Below are 21,612 nucleotides of genomic sequence, written 5' to 3' on the forward strand. Positions count from 1 at the left end.
CGCGATGCAGCGCTCACCATCATCGAAGACCACCGCGCGCAAGCGCGGAACGGGCGCGGCGAAATCGCAGAGACCCAGGCGGCACAAGGGCCGCTTTCAAATGCGATGAAGCATATGCGGTACGCGTCTGTGGACCTGGATGAGTTGGTGATGCGCGCGGCGGAGGATGCGCAGCAGCGGCGGCACTGGTGATGCGGCGTGTGTAATGTGAGTTGGCGAGCGTAAGCTCAAAAAAAGCCGGCGAATCTTTATCGTGCTGGTTGCGCGTCGACAAGGTTTTCGTGTACTTTACGAGATTGAAAATGCGTGTTAGTGCATGGAGCTTTCGGGAGCCCGCGCTGATGCGACAGGAACGTAAAACGGGATAAAGATTCGCGCACCGGATATGCACAACACCTCATCGTTTTGGCTCGACCGTCTCGCCTGATTGGCTTCAGGCTGGGCGGTTTTTTGTTTGAGTTGGAAAGCGATGTGGTGACGACGTGAGTCGACAGCGGCTGAGTATACGCCCGACCGGCCACGCAGCGCCGTACCAAGATTTGTATTTTGACGCCGCCTGTAGCAGGGTGTCGTCGAGGATGGCTGAAGTGCTGCAATCGTGAGGAGCTGCAGCAGTTCAGCCGGAGCCGAATTCATTAGCGCAAACGGAGCGTTTGCGCCGATGAATAATTCGCCCGGTCCTGCGCAGGACCGGACGGGTTTTCAATCTTGTGCGTGAATTTTTCCCATCCCAGATGAAGGAGAACTAATAATGGCTACCGCCGCTAAGAAACCGACTGAAGCAAAGAAACCAGCAGCCGCCAAGGCCGCTCCCGCCGCTAAGAAAACCGCTGCCGCCAAGCCTGCAGCGAAAGCCGCCGCCAAACCGGCTGCCAAAGCCGCCGCCAAACCGGCCGCCACCAAGGCCGCCGCCAAACCGGCAGCAGCGAAGAAAACCGCCGCCGCCAAACCTGCCGCAAAACCTGCCGCAAAAGCCACCACCAAAGCCGCAGCCGCCAAACCGGTAGCGAAGAAAGCCGCCGCCGCCAAACCGGCAGCCAAGACCGCCACCGCCAAGAAGGCAGCCGCTCCCAAGGCAGCAGCCAAGCCGGCAGCAAAAACCACCGCCAAGGCAGCCGCCAAACCGGTAGCGAAAAAAGCCGCAGCCGCCAAACCGGCAGCCAAGGCCGCCACCACCAAGAAGGCAGCTGCTCCCAAGGCCGCCGCCAAGCCGGCAGCCAAGACCACTGCAAAAGCCGCCGCCAAACCGGTAGCCAAGAAAGCAGCCGCCGCCAAACCGGTTGCCAAGAAAGCCGCCGCCAAACCGGCTGCCAAGACCACCGCCAAGGCTGCCGCTAAACCGGCCGCCAAAGCCGCCGCCAAACCGGCTGCGAAGAAAGCAACCGCCACCAAAGCCGCCGCCAAGCCGGCCGCCAAGAAAGCCGCTGCCAAGCCCGCTGCCAAAGCTGCCGCCAAGCCTGCTGCCAAAGCCGCCGCCAAGCCTGCCGCCAAAAAAGCCGCTGCCGACAAACCCGCTGCCAAGGCAGCAAAAACGGCAGCCAAACCGGCTGCAAAGGCCGCGGCTAAGCCAGCAGCAAAAAAGTCGGTAGCTAAGCCGGCTGCCGCCAAGGCCGAAGCCAAACCTGCAGCCGCCAAACCGGCCGCCAAGGCAGAAGCAAAGCCGGCAGCCGCCAAGAAACCGGCCACCAAAAAAGCCGCCGCCAAGGCGGGAGCCAAGCCTGCCGCTGAAGCAGCTGCCGCCGCTCCGGTAGCAGCGCCTGCCGCCGCATCGGCTGCTGCTGCCGCCCCCGCTGCAGCAGCTCCGGCTCCGGCCAAGAAGCCCGCAGCCAAGAAGGCCGCCGCACCGAAGAAGGAAGCTGCCGCCAAACCGGCCGCCGCTCCCGCCGCTGCTGCTCCCGCCGCTGCTGCTCCTGCCGCCGCTGCTCCGGCTCCGGCCGCCAAGACCGTCCTGGCTCCGCAAGCCGCCTGGCCGTTCCCGACCAGCAGCCGCCCCTCCTGAGCTTGAATAGCCGGAGTGCCCGAGCAAACAGCCGCTGTGTGAGACAATCACACAGCGGTTTTTTTTTGGAGAGGACACGTGCTTAGTATCGTTATGTTGATCGTCGACGCCATCGCGACCCTGCTTGGCGGCGCCCTGCTGTTGCGCTTCTGGATGCAGGCCATCCGCGTGCGTCCTCCGTCGTCGGTGGCGCAGTTCACCTTTCAGCTGTCGGACTGGCTGGTGCGCCCGTTGCGGCGTATCGTACCCGGTGTGGGAGGCTATGACTGGGCCAGCCTGATAGGCGCCTTCCTGATCGTCCTGCTGGCCACTTCGGTGTTGCTGCTGGCCGGCTGGGCGCCGCAGGCGGTGCTGCTGATGGCGCTGCAGCGTTTCCTGCAGTGGATACTGTATGGCTTCATGGTGCTGCTGGTGCTGGAGGCGGTATTCAGCTGGATCAACCCGCATGCGCCGCTGGCGCCGTTCGTGCGCGCGCTCAATGAGCCGCTGCTGCGTCCCATCCGCAAGGTGGTGCCGCTGGTAGGCAACCTGGATTTGTCGCTGCTGGTGGCGCTGGTGCTGCTGCAGATCGCCCAACTGCTGCTGGGCATGCTGTTCAGCGGACGCTGAACGACAAAAAAGGCAGACCGCGGTCTGCCTTTTTTCATGGCGGCTGCTGCGGCTGCAATTTAATAGCGGTAGCCGAATTCCTGTTCGAAGCGGTCGGCGATCTGCTGCGCCGTCAGCTTGTGGTTCTGGCCGCCCTTGCTGGCGATCTTGATGGCGCCCAGCAGGCTGGCCAGGCGGCCCGTGGTTTCCCATTTCCAGTCGTTGGTGATACCGAACAGCAGGCCGGCGCGGTAGGCGTCGCCGCAGCCGGTCGGATCCAGCACCGCTTCCGCCTTCACGGCCGGGATCAGGATGCGCTGGCCGCCGGTGTAGATCTCCGAACCCTGTTCGCCGCGGGTGACGATCAGCGCTTCCAGGCGGCTGGCGATGTCCGGCAGCGTCAGGCCGGTACGGTCCATCAGCAGCTCGATCTCGTAGTCGTTGGCGGTCACGTAGGTGGCCTGGTTGATGAAGTCTATCAGTTCCTGGCCGTTGAACATGGGCAGCTGCTGGCCCGGATCGAAGATGAAGGGGATGCCCAGTTCGACCAGGTCGGCGGCATGCTTCTTCATGCCCAGGTGGCCGTCCGGAGAAATGATGGCGACCCGCGCCGGACCTGCCTTGGCCACCGGGTTTTCGTGCGCGAACGACATGGCGCCCGGGTGGAAGGCGTTGATCTGGTTGTTGTCGATGTCGGCGGTGACGAAGCACTGGGCGTTGTAGGCATCCTGCTTGATCAGGATGTTTTCGGTCGACAGGCCGAGCTGCTTGAAGCGTGCGAAGTAGGCGCCGTGGTCCTGGCCCATCACGCCCACGATGCGCGGATCGCCGCCCAGCATCTTGAGGTTGTAGGCGATGTTGCCGGCGCAGCCGCCGTATTCGGTGCGCATGGTCGGCGCCAGGAAGGACACGTTCACCTTGTGCAGCTGGTCGGCCAGCAGGATGCTGTCGAAGCGGCCCGGGAATTGCAGGATGATGTCCATGGCGAGCGAGCCGCAGATCAAAGAAGTCTGGTTCATGATAGTGGTTTAAGGGTAGAAGACGGCAATGTGATAGCCGGAAGCCTTGAGCTGGGCCAGTTCAAAGTACAGTTTGACAGATTGTTCGCTGTGCGGTGCGAATCCTTGTTCCGGTGTGGTATTCGGAGGCAGGTAGTCGCGCGGTGCAAACACGCGGCGCAGGATGGTCTTGTCGCTGGCGTCGTCGAGTTTGAGCTCGATGTGCGGCCAGGCCTGCGCCGTGCCGCTCTGGTTGCGCAGCAGGGTGGTAAAGGAAAAGGTGGTCTCGCTCAGGGTCTGCAGCTCGCCCTGTTCGATGCTCACTTCGTCGATCTGGGTCGGCAGTTCGATCTTGCAGCCCAGTGCCGCGCAGGCCGAGGCCAGGGCAGGTTTCAGCTGCGGCCTGCTGGCCGCCAGCGGGTTGCGGAAGGTTGCTATCACCTGGCCGCCCAGGGCGGCCAGCAGCAGCACCGAGCCGGCGCCCATGGCGATGGCGGTGGCCTTGCCATAGCGCTGGCGGCGCCGCGCGCGCGTGACGAAGCCGGGTTCGTCGCCGGGGGCTGCCTCTGCGGCTGCCGCTGGCGCAGACGATGCCGCGCGCGAGGCGCCGCCAGGCGCCGGGGCAGCGTCATCCCCGGCAGGGGCGCTGCGGCTGAGCGGCAGCGCGGCGGCATTGGTGGCGGCGACATCGGGGTCGGCTGCGCTGGCAGCACCCGCCTCGGCTGGGGCGCCGTCACCGGCGCCAGCGCCTGAATCGCCGGACCCGGCGGAGTGGGTGGACGCTGCGGGGCCCGCGGAACCTGCGGCACCGTCTGGGCCGGCGCCCGCTGCGGCGCGCATGGCGGCATCCTGGCCGGCGCCGGACAGCTGCACCAGGGCGGCCAGGTCGGCGTCGTCGTCATCATCCGTGGCGGGGGTGTCGCGGGCCTGATCCGGGTGCGGGCCGAAGGTCGGTTCGCGGCGGCCGCCGTCGTCGGATGGGAAACCATCGGGCAGCGGCTCCAGCGTGTGGCCCACCGTTTCGCTGAGCGTGGCCAGTTCGGTTTCCAGCGTGTCGGCCAGTTCGGTGTCCGACGGCGGCGCGGCTTCCATGGCCAGCTCCTGCTCCAGCAGCGTGGCGGAGGCGGGCGGCAGCGCGGGCGGGGTGTCTTCCTCGATCTGCAGGGCTGGGCCGTGGTCCGGCGCGGCGTCCACATCCAGGTCCAGCTCCAGCGGCCATTCAGGGGCGGGCGGCGGCGCGGGCGTGGCCTCCGCCACCGCTTGCGGTTCGGGCGCCCGTTCGGACCCGGGGGCCGGGTAAGGCCAGCTGGAAGGCGCCTGTTCGGGCTTGGTCTCCGGGCCGTATTCCGGCTCGGATTCCGGCTCGGGTTTCGGCTCAGGCGGCGCCTCGAACGCAGCCAAAGATTCCGGCGCCGGCAGCGCTTCGATGTCCTCGGGAGCTTGCTCGCCCAGTTCCAGCGCGAGCGGCGCTTCTTCCTGCGGCTGCAGGGCCTGGGCAGCGCGCGTGTCGAGCGCCGCCATGCGGGCGTCGAATGGCGGAACCGTGCTGGGGAGGGGAGGGGAGACGGGCGGCGGCGGCTCGACCAGCGCCGCATTGCCGTCAAAGACTTCGTCGCAGGCGCCGCAGCGCACTATGCCCCCACGTAATTTCAACTGGTCGTGGGCGACCCGAAATACCGTGTTGCAGTGGGGGCATTTGGTGGCGAGCGCCATCGCAGCCGTTACGCGCCTTCGCGGGCCGGCGGCGTGCTGTCGCTGCCCAGGGTGCCGTGCAGGGCAACCCAGCCATCCTGCTCGGCCCACACGCCCAACTTGATGAAGGGCGCATAGGCGGCCGCCACTTCCTCGGCCTGGCGCGCCAGCACGCCGGACAGGATCAGCGAGCCGCCGTCGGCCACGCGGCCGGACAGCATGGGCGCCATCAGCTTGAGCGGGCTGGACAGGATGTTGGCCACCACGATGTCGAACTTCTGCGCGGCGTAGGCCGATGCGGCGAAGCTGTCCGGCAGGAAGTAGGCTATCTCGCAGTGGTTGCGCTGGGCATTGTCGGCCGCCGACTCGATGGCTTGCGGGTCGATGTCCACGCCGGCCACGGCGCCGGCGCCCAGTTTCCTGGCCACCATGGCCAGGATGCCGGAACCGCAGCCGTAGTCCAGCACGGTCTTGCCGGGCGCCGGATGGGCTTCCAGCCACTCCATGCACAGCCGGGTGGTGGGATGGCTGCCGGTGCCGAAGGCCAGGCCGGGGTCCAGCTCCAGGATCAGGGCGTCCGGATCGGGCGCCTCGTGCCAGCTCGGCACCACCCAGATGTTCTTGCCGATGTGGATGGGGGCGAACTGCGATTGCGTCAGGCGCACCCAGTCCTGCTCTTCCACCTTGCGCAGCGTGAAGCGCGGCAGGGTGGCCAGGCCGATCTGGCCGGCGGCGGCCGCCACGATGACGGCCTGGTCGGTCTCGTCATCGGTGAGGGCCACCACGCGGCTGTGGTCCCACGCGGCTTCCTTGGGTTCCATGCCCGGTTCGCCGAACAGCGGCTTTTCCGCGTCCGTGCCTTCGTCGGCGTCTTCCACCGAGACCGACAGGGCGCCCACGTCCATCAGGGCGTCCGACAGGGCCTCGGCGTGTTCGCGCGCGACTTCGATGACGATTTCAGTCCAGCTCATGACTTATGCCTTGTCCGTTTTGTTACCCAGGCTCAGCTTGTGCAGCTCAGGCATGGCGGCCAGCTTCTGCTCCAGGTAGTGAATATTGGTGCCGCCTTCGATGAAGCGGGCGTCCACCATCAGCTCGCGGTGCAGCGGGATGTTGGTCTGTATGCCCTCGACCACCATTTCCGACAGCGCGATCTGCATGCGGCGGATGGCCTGCTCGCGGGTGGCGCCGTAGGCGATCAGCTTGCCGATCATGGAATCATAGTGCGGTGGCACATAATACCCCGCGTAGGAATGGGAATCCACCCGCACGCCGGGGCCGCCCGGGGTGTGCCAGGCCGTGATGCGGCCGGGCGAGGGGGTGAACTTGAACGGGTCCTCGGCGTTGATGCGGCACTCGATGGCGTGGCCGGCCAGCATCACGTCGCGCTGGCGGAAGCGCAGCTTCTCGCCGCAGGCGATGCGTATCTGTTCCTGCACGATGTCGATGCCGGTGATCATTTCGGTGACCGGGTGTTCCACCTGCACGCGGGTGTTCATTTCAATGAAATAGAACTCGCCGTTTTCGTACAGGAACTCAAAGGTGCCGGCGCCACGGTAGCCGATCTTGCGGCAGGCTTCGGCGCAGCGGTCGCCGATGCGCTCGATCAGCTTGCGCGGGATGCCCGGCGCCGGCGCTTCCTCGATGACTTTCTGGTGGCGGCGCTGCATGGAGCAGTCGCGCTCGCCCAGCCAGACCGCGTTCTTGTGCTCGTCGGCCAGGATCTGGATTTCCACGTGGCGCGGATTCTCCAGGTACTTCTCCATATAGACTTCGGGATTGCCGAAGGCCGTGCCGGCTTCGGCCTTGGTCATGGCCACGGCGTTGATCAGGGCCGCCTCGGTGTGCACCACGCGCATGCCGCGTCCGCCGCCGCCGCCGGCCGCCTTGATGATGACCGGATAGCCGATCTTGCGGGCGATTTGCACGATGGCTTTGGGATCGTCCGGCAGCGCGCCTTCCGAGCCGGGCACGCAGGGCACGCCGGCCTTGATCATGGCCTGCTTGGCCGAGACCTTGTCGCCCATCAGGCGGATCGAATCGGAACGGGGGCCGATGAACACGAAGCCGGATTTTTCCACCCGTTCGGCGAAGTCGGCGTTTTCCGACAGGAAGCCATAGCCGGGGTGGATCGCTTCGGCGTCCGTCACTTCGGCCGCGCTGATGATGGCCGGCATGTTCAGGTAGCTCAGCGAAGACGCGGCCGGGCCGATGCAGACCGATTCGTCGGCCAGCTTGACGTACTTGGCGTCCTTGTCCGCTTCCGAGTGGACCACCACGGTCCGGATGCCCATTTCGCGGCAGGCGCGCTGGATGCGGAGGGCGATTTCACCGCGGTTGGCAATGAGGATTTTTTCAAACATGATAGGTTCGCGTAGTTCTGTGATCGCCGGCGCGCCGGCAGGCCATGGAGAGGAGGGGATGGGGACTAGCCGGGAGCGCCCCGAGGACCGGGGCGCGGTGCGGACTTAGCCTATCACAAACAACGGTTGGCCGAATTCGACCGGCTGGCCGTTCTCGACCAGGATCTGGGTGATGGTGCCGGACTTGTCGGCGTCGATTTCGTTCAGCAGCTTCATGGCTTCGATGATGCACAGGGTGTCGCCTTCCTTGACGCTCTGGCCGACTTCGACGAAGGCGGCGGCGCCCGGCGCCGAGGAGCGGTAGAAGGTGCCCACCATGGGCGACTTGACCACATGGCCGGTGGGTTCGGCGGCGGCCACCGGGGAGGGGGCCCCCGGGGCGGCCACGGGAGCGGCGGCCGGAGCGGCCGGGGCCACGTATTGCGGCACACCCTGCGAGGGCAGCATCATGACTTGGTTTTGCGGCAGCGCGGAGGATTTGACGATGCGAACCTTGCTTTCGCCCTCGGTCACTTCCAGTTCGGCGATGTCGGATTCAGCGACCAAGTCGATCAAGGTCTTCAGCTTGCGTAGATCCATGTAACCCCCAGGAGTATCTTGTTGTCGGTTGCGGTGCCGCCCTAGGGCGCAGCCGCGCTAAAATGCGCGCAGATCGCGTAGATTATCGCTTTTTAATAACAAAGTCGATGGCAAAGCGATATCCGTCCACGCCCAGCCCGCAGATCGTGCCGAGCGCGATAGCGCTCAGGAACGAGTGGTGGCGGAAGTCTTCGCGCTTGTAAATATTCGAAATATGCACTTCCACGAAGGGGATGGCGACACCGGCCAGGGCGTCGCGCAAGGCGACGCTGGTGTGGGTGAGGCCGCCAGGATTGATGACGATCGCGTCCACACCCTCGGTGCGGGCGGCATGGATGCGGTCGATCAGCGCACCTTCATGGTTGCTCTGAAAGCAAGACAAAGTCGCACCGGCCGCCTGCGCTTGCGCCAGCGCGGCCTGTTCGACGTCGGCCAAGGTCGTGGCGCCGTACACCTCGGGCTCCCGGGTTCCCAGCAAATTCAGGTTGGGACCGTTGAGCAGCAGGATGTGTGTTGCCATGTTTTTTTAGACCTTTTCCTCGAAAGTTCCGCATTTTGCCGCCAACTGGCCTGCATTGGCAAGTGAAATAAAACTTAACGGGAGGACTACAGAGTTGCCAGGTCAGCCTTCAATTCATCGAATTTCAGGCGGCCCAGGTAAGTCTTCTTGACCTGGCCATCGGCGCCGATCAGCACCGTGTACGGCAGACCGCCGGCCGCGTTGCCGAACTGGCGCGACAGGTCGGTGCCGCTCATGCCGGCCACGAAGACCGGGTAGCTGATCTTGTATTTGTCGTTAAATTCCGCGATATTCGAAGGGCTGTCGATGCCGATACCGATAACTTGCAGCTTCTTGCCTGCTTCTCCGGAGGCCAGGGCGGACAGCTCCGGCATCTCCTGCACGCAGGGACCGCACCACGGCGCCCAGAAATTGACCAGCATGGCCTTGCCCTTGTACTGGGCCAGGGCCTGGGTGGCGCCCTTGGCGTCGGGCAGCGACAATTTATATAGTTCGGATACGGGACCGGTGATACCGGGAGGGACCGTATTGGTGATGGGCGGGGCGGGGTAGTCCTGTTTCAGGCCGACATAGGCGCCGGCAGCGGCAAACAGCGCGGCAAACACGCCGTACACCGCCAGATGCTTTTTATTCATGGTGGGGTTCGTGGGTAGTGCTGATTAATAGGGCGCGCACGCCGGCCAGGTCGGCGCGCACGGTCTTGCCGTCGCGGGCCTTGAGGGCGCCGCGCAGATCGTCTTTCTCATAGATGGCCGCGTGCACGCCTTCCTTGTGCCACAGGAAGCTGACCGTCTCGACCGGATCGTAGCGCGGCCCCTTGAAGTGCGGGCTTTCCGAGATTTCCAGCTGCACGTTGCGGTTCAGCAGGAAGATTTCGACTTCCTTGGCCGAATCGGCAAACAGCTGCAGGTGGATGTCGTCATGCGGACCGGCGGTGCCGTTCAGCACGGCGCCGGTCAGGAAGGGGTGGAACTCGGCCAGGCCTTCCATCACGTCCAGCGCCAGGGTGCGCAGGCGGAACAAGCGGGCCGGCTGGGTATCGGCGTGGAACAGCGACTGGTACAGGCGCAGTTCGGCCTCGATCTGTGCGTTGTCCGGCAACAGGTTGATGTGGCTGTTGCCGTCGCCCAGGATCTGGCGTGCCGCCTTGCGCTTGGCAGTGTTGTAGTCGGCGCCATCCTGGGCGATCAGGCGCGCGGCGGCCGCGGCGATCTCGGCGCGCAGCAGGCTGGCATCATCGTTTGGGGGAGGCGTCATGAGCAGGATGATACTCCAACAGCGTCCGACCCTCCGGCGTCGGGTAAAATCCTGTGTTTCGGGCCCGGCGCGGCCTTGTTATCACCACGAACGATATGCACATTCATATATTAGGTATCTGCGGCACTTTCATGGGCGGCCTGGCCGTGCTGGCCAAGGAAGCGGGGCACCGGGTCACCGGCTGCGACGCCAATGTCTACCCGCCCATGAGCACCCAGCTGCAGGCCCAGGGCATCGATCTGATCCAGGGCTACGGCCCCGAGCAGATAGCACTGCAGCCCGACCTGTATGTGATCGGCAATGTGGTCAAGCGCGGCAATGCGCTGATGGAGGAAATCCTCAACCGCGGCCTGCCCTATGTGTCCGGCCCGCAGTGGATGGGCGAGCACATCCTGCGCGACAAGTGGGTGCTGGCCGTGGCCGGCACGCACGGCAAGACCACCACCTCGTCCATGCTGGCCTGGATACTGGAAGACGCCGGCTACGCGCCCGGTTTCCTGATCGGCGGCGTGCCGCTCAACTTCGGCGTCTCGGCGCGCCTGCGCGGCGACCGGGACTCCATCTTCTTCGTGGTCGAGGCCGACGAGTACGACACCGCTTTCTTCGACAAGCGCAGCAAGTTCGTGCACTACCATGCCAAGACCGCCGTGCTGAACAACCTGGAATACGATCACGCCGACATCTTCCCCGATCTGGGCGCCATCGAAACCCAATTCCACCACCTGGTGCGCACCGTCCCCGGCATAGGACGCATCATCCACAATGCCGACGAGCCTGCGCTGGAGCGCGTGCTGCAGCGCGGCTGCTGGAGCGAGCAGGAAGGCTTCGGCCGCAAGCCGGGCGCCGATTGGGGCTTGATCGAGCACGATGGCGGCAGCTTCGACGTGCTGTTCAAAGGTGAAGCCGTGGGCACGGTGCGCTGGGAACTGAGCGGCGCCCACAACCGAGCCAATGCCCTGGCCGCCATTGCCGCCGCCCGCCACGTCGGCGTGCCGCCGGCCCAGGCGGCCGCAGCGCTGGCCGGGTTCCAGAACGTCAAGCGCCGCATGGAAGTGCGCGGCGTGGTCAACAATATTACGGTGTACGACGATTTCGCCCACCACCCCACCGCGATTGCCACCACCGTGGGCGGCCTGCGCCAGAAGCAGGGCGCAAGCGCCCGCATCCTGGCCGTGCTGGAGCCGCGCTCCAATACCATGAAGCTGGGCGCCATGAAGGATGCTCTGCCGGGCAGCCTCAAGGATGCCGACCTGGTGTTCGGCTACGGCAGCGAACAGGCCCTGGGCTGGAGCCTGGGCCAGGCGCTGGCGCCGCTGGGCGAGCGCGCCGCCGCCTTCGACGACCTCGATGCGCTGGTGCGCGCCGTGGCCGGGGCCGCCAAGCCGGGCGACCACATCATCGTGATGAGCAACGGCGGCTTCGGCGGCGTCCACCAGAAATTGCTGGAAGCGCTGGCCCCATGATCCTCTATCTGCACGGCTTCCGGTCCTCGCCCGCGTCCATGAAGTCGCGCCTGATGGTGGCGCGCATGGCCGAGCTTGGGCTGGCGGACCGGATCCTCAGCCCGCAGCTGCCGGCCTCGCCCAAGGAAGCAATCGCATTGTGCCTGTCGCTGGTGGACGGCATTCCGGCCGATGAGCTGAGCGTGGTCGGTTCCTCGCTGGGCGGCTTTTACGCCACCTGGCTGGCCGAGCGGCTGGGCTGCCGCGCCGTGCTGGTCAATCCGGCCGTGGTGCCGAACCTGGATCTCGGCAAATACGTGGGCGTGAGCACCCAGTTTCATTCCGATGAGCCGTTCGAATTCAAGCAGGAGTACCTGGATGAGCTGCGTGCACTGGAAGTGCCGGAGATCACTCGTCCGGAACGCTATTTCCTGATTGCCGCCACCGGCGACGAAGTGCTGGACTACCGCGACATGGTGGCCCATTACCAGGGCGCGCGCCAGCACATCATCGAGGGCAGCGACCATGCGGTATCGGAATTCGCTCAATACGTGGACACGGTGCTGGCATTCTGCGGCATCGGGACCGGCCGATGATGGGCGGCTCCCGGCCGGCCTCCCTGCGGCGGGCGCTGTGGCAGGCCCACCTGAATCCGGCCAGCGTGGCGCCGGAGTGGCGCGCCTGGCTGCAAAGCGGCGGCTCGCTGACCGCGCGGCTCAAGGCGCACAGCACGCAATTCCGCGTGCAGCGGCTGTACCAGCGTGTCGCCCTCAGCCTGCCGGATGAGAGCGCGGCCATCGGGCTGGGGCGGCCGGGCCGGGTGTGGGAGAGGGAAGTGCTGCTGAGATGTGATAATACGCCCGTGGTGTACGCCCACACGGTGGTGCCGATGGCGGCCACGGCGTCCGACTGGCCGCTATTCAGCACCCTGGGCGAGCGCTCGCTGGGCAGCACCCTGTTTGGCGATCCGCTGGTGCGGCGGGCGGAACTGGAATACGCCGTATTGCGGCCCGGCCATCCGCTGGCGCAGCGGGCCCGGGCTGCGCTGGACCTGGCAGCGGGGATGGCGGCGCCTGACCGACTATTATATGCGCGGCGCTGCCTGTACCGGCGCCGGCGCGGCAGCCTGCTGGTGACCGAGGTATTCCTGCCCGGCGTGCTGGCGCTGCGACCGACGAGTACGAACACAATAACGAACACAATAACCAAGCTAAGCTAGCAATGAATCTATTTTTTGAAGAATCCGGCGATTTCAAGGTCGGCACCGTCCTGTCCCAGGCCGGCGAGGCGTATCAGGTGGAAATGGCGAGCGGCAAGCGCACCAAGGTGAAAGCCAAGGACGTGCTGCTGCAGTTCGAGAAGCCCGCCCCGGCCGTGCTGATGGACGAGGCCAAGGCGGTCTCGGCCGATATCGACCTGGACTTCCTGTGGGAAGTGGCTGGCGAGGAGGAGTTTGGTTTTGCCGAGCTGGGCGCGGAATACTTCGGCCACGCGCCGCTGCCGTCGGAAGCGGCCGGCCTGATACTGAGCCTGCATTCGGCGCCCATCTATTTCTACAAGAAGGGCCGTGGCCGCTACAAAGCCGCGCCCGAGCAATCGCTGCGCGCGGCCCAGGCCGGCATTGAAAAGAAAATGCAGCAAGCCATCATCCAGGCCCAGTACGTCGAGGAACTCAAGGCCGGCCGCCTGCCGGAGGCGATGCAGCCCATCGTGCAGCAGCTGCTGTTCAAGCCGGACAAGAATTCCATCGAATACAAGGCGCTGGAAGCGGCCTGCGACGAGCTGCACACCACCGCACCGCGCCTGATGCTGGCCACCGGCGGCCTGGCCTCGCCTTACCAGCTGCACATGAGCCGCTTCCTGTTCGAGCAATTCCCGCGTGGCGCCGGTTTCCCGGACGTGGCTGTACCGCAGCCGCCGGCCGGCCTGCCGACCGCCGATGTGGCCGCCTTCTCCATCGACGACGTCACCACCACCGAGATCGACGACGCCTTCTCCATCACCCCCCTGGACGGCGGCAAGGTCAGGATAGGCATCCACATCGCCGCTCCCGGACTGGGCATCAAGCCGGACGACGCCGTGGACAAGATCGCGCGCGCCCGCATGTCCACCGTCTACATGCCGGGCGACAAAATCACCATGCTGCCGGACGCCATCGTGGAAGCCTACACCCTGGCCGAGGACAAGACCTGCCCGGCGCTGTCGCTGTACGCCACCCTGGACACGGCCGACTGGAGCGTGCTCTCCACCGAAACCCGCGCCGAGCTGGTGCCCATCGCCAGCAACCTGCGCCATAACGACCTGGACGAGCTGGTCAACGAGGACACCCTGGCTAGCGGCGCGGGCGAGTATGCCCACAAGGAAGACCTGCGCCTGCTGTGGCAATGGGCCCAGGTGCTGGAGCAGGGCCGCATGGTCAAGCGCGAAGCCTTCGGCCTCAAGCCGGAGCAGAACAACCGTGTGGACTTCAACTTCTACGTCGAGAATGGCGTGGTCACCATCAGCCGCCGCAAGCGCGGCGCGCCGCTGGACAAGATCGTGGCCGAACTGATGATCTTTGCCAACAGCACCTGGGGCAAGCTGATGCACGACCACGGCGTGCCCGGCATATACCGCAGCCAGGGCCAGGGCGTGGGCGGCTGGGCCGCCAAGATGCAGGTGCGCATGCTGACCCACGCGGCGCCGCACCAGGGCCTGGGCGTGGACCAGTACGCCTGGAGCACCTCGCCGCTGCGCCGCTATACCGACCTGGTCAACCAGTGGCAAATCCTGGCCTGCGCCGCCAACGGCGTCACGGCCCCGCTGGTGGCGCCGTTCAAGCACAAGGACGCCAACCTGTTCGCCATCGTGTCGCAGTTCGACGCCGCCTACGGCGCCTACGCCGACTTCCAGTCCAACATGGAACGCTACTGGTGCCTGCGCTGGCTGGGCCAGGAAAGCGCGCGCCAGGTGGACGCCGTGGTGCTCAAGGACGAGGTGCTGCGCCTGGCCGACATTCCCCTCATCATCCGCCTGCCGGGCATGCCCCAGGTGGCGCGCGGCGCCCAGGTCAGGCTGGACGTGCTGCGCTGGGATGAGGTCGACCTCAGCATCGAGACCCGCCTGCTGGAGATACCGGCCGCCGGCGCTCCCGCCGAAGATGTGGACCTGGACTACGAGGACGAGGAGGGTGACCCGGCCGCTGCCGAGGAAGCCGGCGCGGAAGCGGCGGCCGAAGCTGGCGATGCCGCGGCAGCGGACACCGCGGCCGACGCGCCGGACACCGGAGCACAGCCCTCGGCGGAGTAAAAAACCGGGGCAGTGTGCTTGCTTTGACGTAAAATCGGCCACTGTCCGACGTAACCCTGCTCACGCGTGAAGTCACTCCAACAACACAGCCTGCTGGTGCTGGCCACCGGCATTTCCCTGCTGGCGCACGGCGTCCTGCTGGCGCTGCACTTCGTGGCGCCGGTGCCGGCGCCGGTGCAGCCCACCGATCCCGGGCTGGAAGTGATACTGGTGAACGCCAAGCACCAGCGCGCCCCGCTCAAGGCCGAGGCCCTGGCCCAGGCCAACCTGGATGGCGGCGGCCACGCCGACCAGGGCCGCGCCAAATCGCCGCTGCCCGACCTGCGCAGGATGGAGACCGGCGACAGCGTCAAGGCCGCGCGGCGCCGCATCGCCGAGCTGGAGGAGCGTCAGAAGAATCTGCTGACCCAGGCCACCCAGTCGCCGTTCGCGGCGCCGCCGGTCACCGAGCAGAACAAGCCCGATCCGCTGGCGCGCGGCGCCGACTTGCTGGAAACCAGCAAGGCCATTGCCCGCATGACGGCCGAGATCAGCGAGACCATCGAAGACCAGAACAAGCGTCCCAAAAAGACCTACATCACGCCCAGCACGCGCGAAGTCGGCTATGCCGACTATTACAAGACCATGCAGAAGCGCATCGAGGATATCGGCACCCTCAACTTCCCTCAGGTGAACGGGCGCAAGCTGTACGGCGAGCTGGTGGTCTACATCCCGGTGTTCCAGGACGGCACCATCTACATGAAGGATGGCGGCCCGCGCGTGGAGCGCAGCTCCGGCAACCCGACCCTGGACGCCAAGGCGCTGGACATCGTGCGGCGTGCGGCACCGTTCGGGCGTTTCCCGCCCAAGATGCTGTCCAATGACAAGGATGACCTGTGGGTGATTATCACCCGTTTCAAATTCACCCGTGACGACAAGATGGAAGCCAACCTGAGTGGCGGAGCACCATGACCGACCGATACTGCGTCTTCGGCAATCCGATTGCCCACAGCAAATCCCCCGACATCCACGCGGCCTACGCGGCCCAGACCGGCCACGACCTGGCCTATGAAAAACGGCTGGCGCCGCTGGACGGCTTTGCCGCCGCCGTGCAGGCCTTCATTGCCGAGGGCGGCAAGGGCGCCAACGTCACCGTGCCCTTCAAGCTGGAGGCGGTCAAGCTGGCCCAGGCCCTGACCATACGGGCCCGCGCCGCCGGCGCCGTCAACACCCTGGTGTTCAGCGAGGAAGGCATCATAGGCGACAACACGGACGGCGCCGGGCTGGTGGCCGACATCGTCAACAATGCCGGCGTGCCCATCACGGGACGCCGGGTGCTGCTGCTGGGCGCGGGCGGCGCGGCGCGCGGCGTGGTGCTGCCGATACTGGAACACCGTCCGGCCCAGCTGGTGATCGCCAACCGCACCGTGGCCACGGCGCTGGCGCTGGCCGAACAATTCGCGGCCCTGGGCGGGGCCGGCGTGGTGTCCGGCTGCGGCTATGCGGACATCGAGGGCGCGTACGACATCGTCATCAACGCCACCTCGGCCAGCCTGGCGGCCGACCTGCCGCCGGTGGCGCCGTCCGTGTTCGCCCCGGGTGCGCTGGCGCTGGACATGATGTATGGCAAAGAGCCCACCGTCTTCATGCGCTTTGCCGCCGGCCACGGCGCCCTGGTGCGCGATGGCCTGGGCATGCTGGTCGAGCAGGCGGCCGAGGCCTACGCCGTGTGGCGCGGCGTGCATCCGGCCACGGCCGAGGTGCTGCAGCGGCTGCGGGCCGCGCTATGAAAGCGGCGGCGCGCAAGGGGGGAGGGCGCTGGCGCTGGCTCAAGTGGGTGATAGGCCTGCCGCTGCTGCTGGTGCTGGCCGTGCAGCTGTATTTCCTGCTGCAGATATGGTGGTGGGTGGACCATAACCCATCCATGACCAGCTTCATGCGCGAGCAGCAAGCCGCCCTGCGCGAGAAAAATCCCAACGCCAACATCCAGCAGCAATGGGTGCCGTACAACCGGATTTCCAACAACCTCAAGCGCGCCATCATCGCTTCCGAGGATGCCAACTTCTCCGAGCACGAGGGGGTGGACTGGGAAGCCATGCAAAAGGCCTACGAAAAGAACGCCAAGAAGCACAAGGTGGTGTCAGGCGGCTCCACCATCACGCAGCAGCTGGCCAAGAATTTGTTCCTGTCCGGCCAGCGCAGCTATGTGCGCAAGGGCCAGGAACTGGTCATTACCTATATGCTGGAAGCGCTGATGGACAAGGAGCGCATCTTCGAGATCTACCTCAACGTAGTGGAGTTCGGCACCGGCATCTTTGGCGCCGAGGCCGCCGCGCGCCATTATTACGGGGTCAGCGCGGCCAACCTGGGTGCGGCGCAGGCGGCCAGGCTGGCCGTGATGCTGCCCAATCCGCGCTTCTTCGACAAGCACCGCGACTCCAACTACCTGGCGCGCCGCACCGCCGTGATCCTGCGCCGCATGAACGCCGCCGAGCTGCCCTGAGAGGACGTTTAAGTTGACCATGGCGTCGTTGCCGCTCCTCGCCGTGCAGGCAAAACTGTCACTGGTGTAAAAAAGCTTGCCACAGGGGTGGCTTGCGGCCGGGCTTTGCGGGTACACTTGCGCTGTTTTCGTGCAGCGCACCGTTACCGGGCCGCGGCTGGCACGACACGCTCCGCAGCGCAGTGCCACCCACGCGTCCCATCACCTTTGCCGGCTGAGAGTGCCTATGATCAATGTTTTCGTTCTACAAAATGGCCGGCTCAACCAGGTGCCCATCGATAGCCGCGAGGACCTGGAACAGGCCGCCCCGGTCTGGGTTGATCTGACCGATCCGAACGAAGACGAACGGGCCTGGGTCAAGGCCATCTACGGCGTGATCCTGCCGGGCGAGGATGAAGTCAAGGATATCGAAGCCTCGGCCCGTTACTACGAGGCGGAAAACGGCGACCTGCACCTGCGCACCGATTTCCTGCTGGAGGAAGACGACGGCCCCTCGCGCATCGTCACCGTGGCCTTCATTTTGGCCCGCAAGATGCTGTTCTCGGTGCACACCGACGACCTGCCCGTGTTCCGCCTGGTGCGCATGCGGGCCCGCTCGCGGCCCGGCTCGATTGCCGACTACATGGATGTGCTGCTGGACCTGTACGCCACCGACGCCGAGTATTCGGCCGATGCGCTGGAAGGCATCTACCAGTCGCTGGAGGAAGTGAGCGAGCGCGTGCTGCAGAAGGAGTTCACCGACCAGGACGCCGCCGCCGCCCTGAACGCCATCGCCCACGAGGAAGACTTGAACGGCCGCATACGCCGCAACATGATGGACACCCGGCGCGCGGTCAGCTTCTTGATGCGCGGACGGCTGCTGAACAATGAACAGTTCGAGGAAGCGCGCCAGATCCTGCGCGACATCGAATCGCTGGACGGCCACACCTCCTTCCTGTTCGACAAGATCAACTTCCTGATGGACGCCACGGTCGGCTTCATCAACATCAACCAGAACAAGATCATCAAGATCTTCTCGGTGGCCAGCGTGGCCTTCCTGCCGCCCACCCTGATCGCCTCCATCTACGGCATGAACTTCCGCGGCTGGTTCCCCGAGCTGGACTGGGCCCTGGGCTACCCCTTCGCCCTGGGCCTGATGGTCACCAGCGCGATCGCCCCGTTCTGGTACTTCCGCCGGCGCGGCTGGCTGAAGTAACATTGGCGGTTCGGCAAGCATGCCGGGCCTACCTATCCATTTGGTAATCCGCCCGGGCAGCCTGCTCCGGTAGAATGACGCGCTGCGTCACTTTCTGGTCACCAACATCGCGTACACTGGCCGGATCTTTTTCCCTGCATTTCCCCTGGTGTGACATGACCAAGAAACGACAATTTTTCCCGCGCCAGGTGGTGGAAGCGGGGGGTAACCGTTGGGACTGGGCCTTGCTGCCCATCGTCCTGGCCATCTTCGTGCTGATGGCCTACGGCAGCCAGCAGATGGCGCGTCCCTATGAGCTGGGCCAGCCGCTGCCGCTGTCGCTGGACCCCGGCTACCTGCCGTACTACCTGCTGCGCACCACCCTGCGCATGTTCATCGCCCTGGGCGCCTCCATGGTGTTCAGCTGTGTGTTCGCGGCCCTGACCACCAAGTACCGCATTGCCGAAAAAGTGCTGGTGCCGCTGCTGGACATCCTGCAGTCGATTCCCATCCTGGGCTTCTTGTCGATCACGGTGACGGCCTTCATCGCCCTGTTTCCCGGCAACCTCCTGGGAGTGGAGTGCGCCGCCATCTTCGCCATCTTCACGTCCCAGGCCTGGAACATGGCGTTTTCCGCCTACCAGGGCTTTCGCACCGTGCCGTCCGAATTGTCCGAGGCGGCGCGGGTGTTCCAGCTGTCCGGCTGGCAGCGCTTCTGGCGCCTGGAGCTGCCGTTCGCCATGCCCGGCCTGCTGTGGAACATGATGATGTCCATGTCCGGCGGCTGGTTCTTCGTGGTGGCCTCGGAAGCGATCTCGGTCTCGAACCAGAACATCAAGCTGCCCGGCATCGGTTCCTACATCGCCCTGGCCATCGAGCAAAGCAACCTGGCCGCCATCGGCTGGGCCATTGCCGCCATGCTGGTGGCGGTGCTGATGTACGACCAGCTGTTCTTCCGCCCGCTGCTGGCCTGGGCCGACAAGTTCCGCTTCGAGGAAACCGGCAGCGACACGGCTCAGCAATCCTGGCTGCTGACCTGGCTGCGCCGCACCGAGCGCACCCAGCAGATCGTCGCATGGTTCGGCTACCAGCTGTCGCGCTCCATTGCCGTGTTCCGCCTGGGCCACGACGGCACCTCGCCGCGCGCGCGCCGCGACCAGCCGTCGCTGCTGCCGCAGCGCGTATGGGACGCGGTGATCGCGGCCGTGGTGTTCTACGCCCTGTGGAGTTTGGGACACTTCATCCTCAACGAAGTCGGCCTGGCTGAAGTGGGCCACGTGCTGGTGCTGGGCGTGTACACCATGATACGGGTGGTGCTGCTGCTGGCGCTGGCCTCCCTGGTGTGGGTGCCGGTCGGGGTCTGGATAGGCATGAACCCGCGCTGGGCTTCGCGCACCCAGGCCGTGGCCCAGTTCCTGGCCGCCTTCCCGGCTAACCTGGTGTTCCCGGTGGCGGTGCTGCTGATACTGCGCTACCACCTCAATCCGGACATCTGGCTGTCGCCGCTGATGATACTGGGCACCCAGTGGTATTTGCTATTCAACGTGATCGCGGGCGCCTCCACCATCCCGACCGAATTGCGCCACGCGGCCAAGAACTTCGGCCTGACCGGCTGGCTTAAATGGCGCCGCTACCTGCTGCCGGCCATCTTCCCCAGCTTCGTCACCGGCGCCATCACGGCCAGCGGCGGTTCCTGGAACGCCGCCATCGTGTCCGAATTCGTCAGCTGGGGGCCGACCACGCTCAAGGCGCACGGTATCGGCAGCTACATCCAGGAGATGACGGTGGCCGGCGACTTCCCCCGCATCGCATTGGGCATAGGCGTGATGTGCATCTTCGTGATGGGCTTCAACCACTTCGTCTGGCGCCGTTTGTACATCATGGCCGAAAGCCGGCTGCATTTTTAGGATAAGCAATCATGAGCACTCCCATCGTCGAACTGAAAGGCGTCGGCAAGCACTTCCGAGCCGCCGACGGCTCCAAGCGCTCCGTGCTGGAAGGCGTGGACTTCACCCTGCACGAGGGCGAGATCGTGGCCTTGCTGGGCCAGTCCGGCTCCGGCAAGTCGACCATGCTGCGCATCATGGCCGGCCTGATCCCGGCCGACAGCGGCCAGGTGCTGTACCGGGGCATGCCGCTGTACGGCACGGCGCGCGGCATCCGCATGGTGTTCCAGTCCTTCGCCCTGTTCCCCTGGCTGACGGTGCAGAAGAATGTCGAGCTGGGGCTGGAGGCGCAGGGCATGGGCGCCGAGGAAAGGGCGCGGCGGGCCGAGAAGGTGATCGAGCTGATCGGCCTGTCCGGCTTCGAGGGCGCGCTGCCGCGCGAGCTGTCGGGCGGCATGCGCCAGCGGGTCGGCATCGCCCGCGCCCTGGTGATGGAGCCGGAAGTGCTGCTGATGGACGAAGCCTTCTCGGCGCTGGACGTGCTGACCGGCGAACGCCTGCGCGAGGAAATCCTGGAGCTGTGGCAGTCGGGCCGCATCCCGACCAAGGCTATCCTGGTGGTCTCGCACAATATCGAGGAAGCGGTGATGATGGCCGACCGCGTGCTGGTGTTTGCCAGCGATCCGGGCCGGGTTCGGGCCGAGCTGCCGATCTCGCTGCCGCAGCCGCGCAAGGCGGCCGGCGCCGAGGTGCGCCAGCTGATCGACCAGGTGTACGAGATGATGACGGCGGGCGCGGCGCGGCGCGGCCTGATCAGCGAAAAGGAAGTCAAGCTGCAGCTGGGCGACCGCTTGCCGCAGGCCGGCATCGCCCACATGGAAGCGATACTGGAACTGCTGGCCGAGGAGCCATACTCCGGCCGCGCCGACCTGCCGCAGCTGGCCGAGGAAACGGAACTGACCGACGCCGAGCTGCTGGAAGTGCTGAACGCCCTGATCCTGCTGGGCTTTGCCTACCTGACCAAGGGCGACGTGCTGCTGACCGACCTGGGCGCGCGCTACGTCGCCGCCAATAACACCGGGCGCCAGGAAATGTTCGGCAAGCAGCTGCTGGAGCATGTGCCGCTGATTGCCTACATCTGCCACGGGCTGGAGCAGGACAAGTCTGGCGATTTGCCGGAAGACCTGTTCCTGCGCCTGCTGCGCTTCACCCTGAGCGAAGAGGAAGCCGAGCGCGCGCTGCGGGTGGCGATCGAATGGGGGCGCTACGGCGACCTGTTCGAATACAACTTCAACACCGGCGTGATCCAGAGCCCCGAGGAGGACCAGCCGGCGCTGGATTGAA

General features: G+C 65.7%; 20 protein-coding genes. 12 read left to right on the forward strand and 8 right to left on the reverse strand.

What is annotated here, in order from left to right:
* Positions 1-751 precede the first annotated feature (751 nt).
* Both ACLB1G_RS16670 and ACLB1G_RS16675 read left to right on the forward strand, forming a co-directional pair.
* The gene (locus tag ACLB1G_RS16670) at positions 752-1,999 is read left to right on the forward strand and encodes a transcriptional regulator (RefSeq protein ID WP_491628354.1); all 1,248 of its coding nucleotides are present in this window, start codon (positions 752-754) and stop codon (positions 1,997-1,999) included.
* A gap of 93 nt (positions 2,000-2,092) precedes the next feature.
* Positions 2,093-2,608 (forward strand): YggT family protein, encoded by a 516-nt coding sequence (locus tag ACLB1G_RS16675; RefSeq protein WP_491628562.1) that lies wholly within the window; start codon positions 2,093-2,095, stop codon positions 2,606-2,608.
* Between the two features lie 59 nt (positions 2,609-2,667).
* Here the strand turns inward: ACLB1G_RS16675 and ACLB1G_RS16680 are convergent, their stop codons facing one another.
* From ACLB1G_RS16680 to ACLB1G_RS16715, 8 genes are all read right to left on the reverse strand, one after another.
* Entirely contained in the window at positions 2,668-3,606 is a 939-nt protein-coding gene (locus tag ACLB1G_RS16680) for a carbohydrate kinase family protein (protein ID WP_491628355.1), read from the reverse strand.
* A 9-nt stretch (positions 3,607-3,615) separates the two neighbouring features.
* Positions 3,616-5,298, reverse strand: a complete 1,683-nt coding sequence (locus ACLB1G_RS16685) for a DUF3426 domain-containing protein (RefSeq protein WP_491628356.1) — start codon at positions 5,296-5,298, stop codon at positions 3,616-3,618.
* 8 nt (positions 5,299-5,306) lie between these two features.
* Entirely contained in the window at positions 5,307-6,248 is a 942-nt protein-coding gene (prmA, locus tag ACLB1G_RS16690) for a 50S ribosomal protein L11 methyltransferase (protein ID WP_491628357.1), read from the reverse strand.
* Between the two features lie 3 nt (positions 6,249-6,251).
* Entirely contained in the window at positions 6,252-7,640 is a 1,389-nt protein-coding gene (accC, locus tag ACLB1G_RS16695; protein ID WP_491628358.1) for an acetyl-CoA carboxylase biotin carboxylase subunit, read from the reverse strand.
* Between the two features lie 105 nt (positions 7,641-7,745).
* Entirely contained in the window at positions 7,746-8,219 is a 474-nt protein-coding gene (gene accB, locus ACLB1G_RS16700; protein ID WP_491628359.1) for an acetyl-CoA carboxylase biotin carboxyl carrier protein, read from the reverse strand.
* An 82-nt stretch (positions 8,220-8,301) separates the two neighbouring features.
* A complete protein-coding gene (gene aroQ / locus ACLB1G_RS16705) occupies positions 8,302-8,739 on the reverse strand; it encodes a type II 3-dehydroquinate dehydratase (RefSeq protein WP_491628360.1) in 438 nt (145 codons plus the stop codon).
* Positions 8,740-8,825: 86 nt separating this feature from the next.
* Positions 8,826-9,374 (reverse strand): TlpA family protein disulfide reductase, encoded by a 549-nt coding sequence (locus ACLB1G_RS16710; protein WP_491628361.1) that lies wholly within the window; start codon positions 9,372-9,374, stop codon positions 8,826-8,828.
* Entirely contained in the window at positions 9,367-9,996 is a 630-nt protein-coding gene (locus ACLB1G_RS16715) for a hypothetical protein (protein ID WP_491628362.1), read from the reverse strand. The genes ACLB1G_RS16710 and ACLB1G_RS16715 overlap by 8 nt, the downstream gene beginning before the upstream one ends.
* A gap of 95 nt (positions 9,997-10,091) precedes the next feature.
* Here ACLB1G_RS16715 and mpl point away from each other — a divergent pair, with 95 nt between their 5' ends.
* From mpl to ACLB1G_RS16765, 10 genes are all read left to right on the forward strand, one after another.
* Positions 10,092-11,459 carry a UDP-N-acetylmuramate:L-alanyl-gamma-D-glutamyl-meso-diaminopimelate ligase gene (gene mpl, locus ACLB1G_RS16720; RefSeq protein WP_491628363.1) on the forward strand — a complete coding sequence of 456 codons (1,368 nt, stop codon included), beginning with the start codon at positions 10,092-10,094 and terminating at the stop codon, positions 11,457-11,459.
* Positions 11,456-12,034, forward strand: a complete 579-nt coding sequence (locus ACLB1G_RS16725) for a YqiA/YcfP family alpha/beta fold hydrolase (RefSeq protein ID WP_491628364.1) — start codon at positions 11,456-11,458, stop codon at positions 12,032-12,034. The genes mpl and ACLB1G_RS16725 overlap by 4 nt, the downstream gene beginning before the upstream one ends.
* Positions 12,031-12,657 carry a chorismate--pyruvate lyase family protein gene (locus ACLB1G_RS16730; protein WP_491628365.1) on the forward strand — a complete coding sequence of 209 codons (627 nt, stop codon included), beginning with the start codon at positions 12,031-12,033 and terminating at the stop codon, positions 12,655-12,657. Before ACLB1G_RS16725 ends, ACLB1G_RS16730 begins: the two co-directional genes overlap by 4 nt.
* A 2-nt stretch (positions 12,658-12,659) precedes the next feature.
* Positions 12,660-14,726: a ribonuclease catalytic domain-containing protein gene (locus ACLB1G_RS16735; protein WP_491628366.1), complete on the forward strand. Its 2,067-nt coding sequence runs from the start codon at positions 12,660-12,662 to the stop codon at positions 14,724-14,726.
* A gap of 66 nt (positions 14,727-14,792) precedes the next feature.
* On the forward strand, positions 14,793-15,677 hold the full coding sequence (locus tag ACLB1G_RS16740) for a TonB C-terminal domain-containing protein (protein ID WP_491628367.1): 885 nt from the start codon (positions 14,793-14,795) through the stop codon (positions 15,675-15,677).
* On the forward strand, positions 15,674-16,495 hold the full coding sequence (gene aroE, locus ACLB1G_RS16745; RefSeq protein ID WP_491628368.1) for a shikimate dehydrogenase: 822 nt from the start codon (positions 15,674-15,676) through the stop codon (positions 16,493-16,495). The genes ACLB1G_RS16740 and aroE overlap by 4 nt, the downstream gene beginning before the upstream one ends.
* On the forward strand, positions 16,492-17,208 hold the full coding sequence (gene mtgA, locus ACLB1G_RS16750) for a monofunctional biosynthetic peptidoglycan transglycosylase (protein WP_491628369.1): 717 nt from the start codon (positions 16,492-16,494) through the stop codon (positions 17,206-17,208). The genes aroE and mtgA overlap by 4 nt, the downstream gene beginning before the upstream one ends.
* A 226-nt stretch (positions 17,209-17,434) precedes the next feature.
* On the forward strand, positions 17,435-18,403 hold the full coding sequence (corA, locus tag ACLB1G_RS16755) for a magnesium/cobalt transporter CorA (protein WP_491628370.1): 969 nt from the start codon (positions 17,435-17,437) through the stop codon (positions 18,401-18,403).
* 155 nt (positions 18,404-18,558) lie between these two features.
* Positions 18,559-20,289, forward strand: coding sequence for an ABC transporter permease (locus ACLB1G_RS16760; RefSeq protein ID WP_491628371.1), 1,731 nt, complete (start codon positions 18,559-18,561; stop codon positions 20,287-20,289).
* Positions 20,290-20,300: 11 nt separating this feature from the next.
* Positions 20,301-21,611 (forward strand): ABC transporter ATP-binding protein, encoded by a 1,311-nt coding sequence (locus tag ACLB1G_RS16765; protein WP_491628372.1) that lies wholly within the window; start codon positions 20,301-20,303, stop codon positions 21,609-21,611.
* Position 21,612: the final 1 nt, after the last annotated feature.

It is taken from the genome of Duganella kummerowiae (assembly GCF_053572355.1).

Excerpts from the sequence above, each read along its gene's own strand:
- ACLB1G_RS16670 (WP_491628354.1), top strand. The coding sequence starts at position 752 with ATGGCTACCGCCGCTAAGAAACCGACTGAAGCAAAGAAACCAGCAGCC.
- ACLB1G_RS16675 (WP_491628562.1), top strand. The coding sequence starts at position 2,093 with ATGTTGATCGTCGACGCCATCGCGACCCTGCTTGGCGGCGCCCTGCTG.
- ACLB1G_RS16680 (WP_491628355.1), bottom strand. The coding sequence starts at position 3,606 with ATGAACCAGACTTCTTTGATCTGCGGCTCGCTCGCCATGGACATCATC.
- ACLB1G_RS16685 (WP_491628356.1), bottom strand. The coding sequence starts at position 5,298 with ATGGCGCTCGCCACCAAATGCCCCCACTGCAACACGGTATTTCGGGTC.
- prmA (WP_491628357.1), bottom strand. The coding sequence starts at position 6,248 with ATGAGCTGGACTGAAATCGTCATCGAAGTCGCGCGCGAACACGCCGAG.
- accC (WP_491628358.1), bottom strand. The coding sequence starts at position 7,640 with ATGTTTGAAAAAATCCTCATTGCCAACCGCGGTGAAATCGCCCTCCGC.
- accB (WP_491628359.1), bottom strand. The coding sequence starts at position 8,219 with ATGGATCTACGCAAGCTGAAGACCTTGATCGACTTGGTCGCTGAATCC.
- aroQ (WP_491628360.1), bottom strand. The coding sequence starts at position 8,739 with ATGGCAACACACATCCTGCTGCTCAACGGTCCCAACCTGAATTTGCTG.
- ACLB1G_RS16710 (WP_491628361.1), bottom strand. The coding sequence starts at position 9,374 with ATGAATAAAAAGCATCTGGCGGTGTACGGCGTGTTTGCCGCGCTGTTT.
- ACLB1G_RS16715 (WP_491628362.1), bottom strand. The coding sequence starts at position 9,996 with ATGACGCCTCCCCCAAACGATGATGCCAGCCTGCTGCGCGCCGAGATC.
- mpl (WP_491628363.1), top strand. The coding sequence starts at position 10,092 with ATGCACATTCATATATTAGGTATCTGCGGCACTTTCATGGGCGGCCTG.
- ACLB1G_RS16725 (WP_491628364.1), top strand. The coding sequence starts at position 11,456 with ATGATCCTCTATCTGCACGGCTTCCGGTCCTCGCCCGCGTCCATGAAG.
- ACLB1G_RS16730 (WP_491628365.1), top strand. The coding sequence starts at position 12,031 with ATGATGGGCGGCTCCCGGCCGGCCTCCCTGCGGCGGGCGCTGTGGCAG.
- ACLB1G_RS16735 (WP_491628366.1), top strand. The coding sequence starts at position 12,660 with ATGAATCTATTTTTTGAAGAATCCGGCGATTTCAAGGTCGGCACCGTC.
- aroE (WP_491628368.1), top strand. The coding sequence starts at position 15,674 with ATGACCGACCGATACTGCGTCTTCGGCAATCCGATTGCCCACAGCAAA.
- mtgA (WP_491628369.1), top strand. The coding sequence starts at position 16,492 with ATGAAAGCGGCGGCGCGCAAGGGGGGAGGGCGCTGGCGCTGGCTCAAG.
- corA (WP_491628370.1), top strand. The coding sequence starts at position 17,435 with ATGATCAATGTTTTCGTTCTACAAAATGGCCGGCTCAACCAGGTGCCC.
- ACLB1G_RS16760 (WP_491628371.1), top strand. The coding sequence starts at position 18,559 with ATGACCAAGAAACGACAATTTTTCCCGCGCCAGGTGGTGGAAGCGGGG.
- ACLB1G_RS16765 (WP_491628372.1), top strand. The coding sequence starts at position 20,301 with ATGAGCACTCCCATCGTCGAACTGAAAGGCGTCGGCAAGCACTTCCGA.